Annotated in this window: 3 protein-coding genes; all 3 read right to left on the reverse strand. The window is 68.4% G+C overall.

Annotation, left to right across the window (positions count from 1 at the left end):
* On the reverse strand, positions 1 to 2,618 hold a 2,618-nt coding region (alaS, locus tag ACIKT0_RS13615), incomplete at its 3' end, for an alanine--tRNA ligase (RefSeq protein ID WP_407105866.1).
* A gap of 171 nt (positions 2,619 to 2,789) precedes the next feature.
* Complete coding sequence (gene recA / locus ACIKT0_RS13620; RefSeq protein ID WP_407105867.1) at positions 2,790 to 3,869, reverse strand: recombinase RecA; 1,080 nt, start codon at positions 3,867 to 3,869, stop codon at positions 2,790 to 2,792.
* Positions 3,870 to 4,007: 138 nt separating this feature from the next.
* Positions 4,008 to 4,421, reverse strand: a 414-nt coding sequence (locus tag ACIKT0_RS13625; RefSeq protein WP_407105868.1) for a response regulator, incomplete at its 5' end; no start/stop codon positions are given.

Consider the following 4,421-nt stretch of genomic DNA (forward strand, 5'->3'; position numbering starts at 1 on the left):
AGCACGCGCTCTTCGTGCCGCGGAAGCAACGGCCGGGGCGACGATGGCGGGACGTCTGGCGATACTTGCAGGCGCGGCGCTGCTGAGGCCGCGCGAACCAGCTCCACGGCGTTGAACTTCGACGTCAGGTCCTGGGTGACGCCCACGACCACGCCGGCCTTGCCCTCGGAGGTCACGCCCACGATCGCGGCCACGCCCGAGCCGAGCGACTTCTTGGCTTCGTCGACGAGGCCCTTGAGGTCCTTCATCTCGATGCCCTCGACCGTGCGGGCGAACAGCTTCACGCCCGCGACCTCGCGCAGGGCGTCCGCCGCCCCGCCGCCGGCGCCGCCCATAGCGAGCTTCTTGCGCGCCTCGACCAGTTCGCGCTCGAGGCGCTTGCGCTCCTCCAGCAGGGCCTCGACGCGCGACACCACCTCGGCCTCGGGCGCGCGCAGCAACGCGGCGAGATCCGCCACGCGGGCGCTCTGCGTCTCGAAGTGCTGGCGCGCCGCCTCCCCCGTCAGGGCCTCGACGCGGCGGACGCCCGCCGCCACGCCGCTCTCACCGATGATCGTGATCGGCCCGATCTCGCCGGTCGCCCCCACATGGGTGCCGCCGCAGAGCTCGATCGAAAAGGCGCGCTCGCCGTCCTCGGCCTTGCCCATCGAGACGACCCGCACCTCATCGCCATATTTCTCGCCGAACAGCGCCCGGGCGCCCGACTTCATCGCTTCCTCGACGCCCATCACGCGGGTCGTCACCGGATCGTTCTGGAGCACGATCGCGTTGGCGAGCGTCTCGATCCGGCCGAGCTCCTCGTCGCCGATCGGCTTCGGGTGGCTGAAGTCGAAGCGGAGCCGGTCCGGAGCGACCAGCGAGCCCTTCTGCGCGATGTGATCGCCCAGCGTCAGCCGCAGCGCCTCGTGCAGCAGATGGGTGGCCGAATGGTTGCCCCTGATCTTGCGGCGGCGCTCATGGTCGACCTCGAAGGTCAGCCCGTCGCCCACCGCGACCGCGCCCTCCCGGACCTCGACCACGTGGACGAACAGGTCGCCGAGCTTCTTCTGCGTGTCGGTGACCACGAGCCTGACGCCGTTGCCGGAAAGCTCCCCGACATCGCCGACCTGGCCGCCGGACTCGCCGTAGAACGGCGTCTGGTTCGTCACCAGAAGCCCGCGCTCGCCGGCCTCCAGGCGCTCGACCTCCTGGCCGTCCTTGACCAGGGCGACGACCGCGCCTTCGGCGCGCTCCACGCCATAGCCGAGGAACTCCGTCGGTCCGACCCGCTCGCGCAGGCCGAACCACACCGTCTCCGTCGCGGCCTCGCCCGAGCCGGACCAGGCGGCGCGCGCCTCGGCCTTCTGGCGCTGCATCGCGGCGTTGAAGCCGTCGACGTCGACCGTGACGCCGCGCGGCCGGAGCGCGTCCTGCGTTAGGTCGAGCGGGAAGCCGTAGGTGTCGTAAAGTTTGAAAGCGGTCTCGCCAGGCAACCGGTCGCCGCCCGCGAGGCCTTCGGACGCCTCCTCGAGCAGGCCGAGGCCGCGGGTGAGCGTCACGCGGAAGCGGGTTTCCTCGAGCTCCAGCGTCTCGGTGATCAGCGCCTCGGCGCGGACGAGCTCCGGATATGCGGCGCCCATCTCGCGGATCAGGGTCGGAACGAGCCGCCACATCAGCGGATCGCGCGCGCCGAGCAGCTGCGCGTGGCGCATCGCGCGCCGCATGATCCGGCGCAGCACGTAGCCACGCCCCTCATTGGAAGGCAGCACGCCCTCGGCGACCAGGAAGCTCGAGGCCCGAAGATGATCCGCGATCACGCGATGGCTCGCCTGCGTCGGGCCTTCGGCCGGCACGCCCGTCGCCTCGACGCTCGCGCGGATCAGGGCGCGGAACAGATCGGTGTCGTAGTTGGACGTGACGCCCTGCAGGATCGCCGAGATGCGCTCGAGGCCCATGCCGGTGTCGATCGACGGGCGCGGCAGCGGCCGGCGGTCGTTCGGCGCCACCTGGTCGTACTGCATGAAGACCAGGTTCCAGAACTCCAGGAACCGGTCGCCGTCCTCGTCCGCGCTGCCGGGCGGTCCGCCGGCCACGCCCTCGCCCTGGTCGAAGAAGATCTCCGAACAGGGCCCGCAGGGGCCGGTGTCGCCGGCGGCCCAGAAATTGTCCGAGGAGGCGATGCGGATGATCCGGTCGTCCGGAAGACCCGCGATCTTCTTCCAGAGGTCGTAGGCCTCGTCGTCGTCGATGTAGACGGTGACCAGCAGCCGGTTCTTCGGAAGCTCGAAGTGCTTGGTGACGAGGTTCCAGGCGAGCTCGATCGCGCGATCCTTGAAGTAGTCGCCGAACGAGAAATTCCCCAGCATCTCGAAGAAGGTGTGATGCCGGGCCGTGTAGCCGACATTGTCGAGATCGTTGTGCTTGCCGCCCGCGCGTAGACATTTCTGCGCTGTCGTGGCGGTGCTGTAGGGCCGGCGCTCGACGCCGGTGAACAGGTTCTTGAACTGAACCATGCCGGCGCTGGTGAACATCAGCGTCGGATCATTGCGCGGGACCAGCGGCCCGGAGGCGACGTGCTCGTGGCCCTCGCCTACGAAGTAGTCGACGAAGGTCTTCCGGATCTCGTTGACGCCGCTCATGATGCCGAAAATGCTCGCTGGATGTCTTGGAAGGCGGCCCGCCAGAACGGCCGACGCCCCGTCACGCGGGCCCCGAAGGGCCGCGCCACGGGGCGCGGGCGGCACATTAAGCGCCAGCTTCCTCGCATGTCCAGAAAACCCAGCGCCGCAGCGCGAACGCCGCCGTTCGGCTCAGTCGGCGTCGAGCTCCGGATCGTTCGGGTCGACCTGGTCGAAGATCTTGTCGGCGATGATGCCCGACGCCTGCCGCACCTCGGATTCGATCCGGCGGGCGATCTCGACGTTCTCCTTGAGGAAGGATTTGGCGTTCTCCCGGCCCTGGCCGAGCCGCTGGCTATCGAAGGAGTACCACGCGCCTGACTTCTCCACGATGCCGGCCTTCACGCCGAGATCGATGAGTTCGCCGGTCTTGGAGACGCCTTCGCCATACATGATGTCGAACTCGACCTGCTTGAACGGCGGGGCCACCTTGTTCTTGACCACCTTCACGCGCGTCTGGTTGCCCACGACCTCGTCGCGCTCCTTGATCGCGCCGATGCGGCGGATGTCGAGCCTGACGGACGCGTAGAACTTCAGCGCGTTGCCGCCTGTGGTGGTTTCCGGGCTGCCGTACATCACGCCGATCTTCATCCGGATCTGGTTGATGAAGATCACCATCGTGTTCGACTTCGAGATCGAACCGGTGAGCTTGCGCAGCGCCTGGCTCATCAGGCGCGCCTGCAGGCCCGGCTGGACCTCGCCCATCTCGCCCTCGAGCTCGGCGCGCGGCGTGAGCGCGGCGACCGAATCGACCACCAGCACGTCGACCGCGCCGGAGCGGACCAGCGTGTCGGCGATCTCAAGCGCCTGCTCGCCGGTGTCGGGCTGGGAGATCAGCAGATCCTGGAGGTTGACCCCGAGCTTGCGGGCGTAGACCGGGTCCAGCGCGTGCTCGGCGTCCACGAAGGCGCAGACGCCGCCCTTCTTCTGGGCCTCCGCGACCGTGTGCAGCGCGAGCGTGGTCTTGCCGGAGCTCTCGGGGCCGAAAATCTCGATGATGCGGCCGCGCGGCAGGCCGCCGACGCCGAGCGCGATGTCGAGGCCGAGCGAACCGGTCGAGACCGTCTCGATCTCGGCCATGGCCTGACCGGCGCCAAGCCGCATGATCGAGCCTTTGCCGAAGGCGCGCTCGATTTGCGACAGGGCGGCGTCGAGCGCCTTGGTCTTGTCCATGGAGCTTCCTTCGACGAGGCGGAGTGCGGATTGGGACATCGCGGGACGCTCCTTATGGCATGAGCCGAGGCGGGGCTTCAACGCAAGGAACGTACTCGCTTTGTTCTCATCACGCAAGCGCGCCCCAAGGCGCTTACTCTTCTAGGTTTTTCCGCCTGCGTTCCGCGTTTGATCCTATCAGTCGGAGGCGGTCGCGTCGGAGCCCATGGCCTCCTTCACGGCCTGCACCAGCTGCTTCAGCGAGAACGGCTTGGGCAGGAAGGCGAACACCTCGCCTTCAGGCAGATTCTTCTTGAAGGCGTCCTCGGCGTAGCCGGAGACGAAGATGATCTTCAGGTTGGGCTGCGTCTTGCGCAGCTCGCGCAACAGGCTCGGCCCGTCCATCTCCGGCATCACCACGTCGGACACCACGAGCTCGATGTCGGCGCCGTCCGTCTTCATGCGCTCCAGCGCCTCGACGCCCGACCTCGCCTCGAGCACCGTGTAGCCGCGCGACGCGAGCGCGCGGGACGCGAAGGCGCGCACGGCGTCCTCGTCCTCGACCAGCAGCACGGTCCCGCAGGACATGACCGGCCGCGGCACCGTGCTGCT

The sequence above is a fragment of the Hansschlegelia beijingensis genome (assembly GCF_045505405.1).
Lineage (GTDB): Bacteria > Pseudomonadota > Alphaproteobacteria > Rhizobiales > Methylopilaceae > Methylopila > Methylopila beijingensis_A.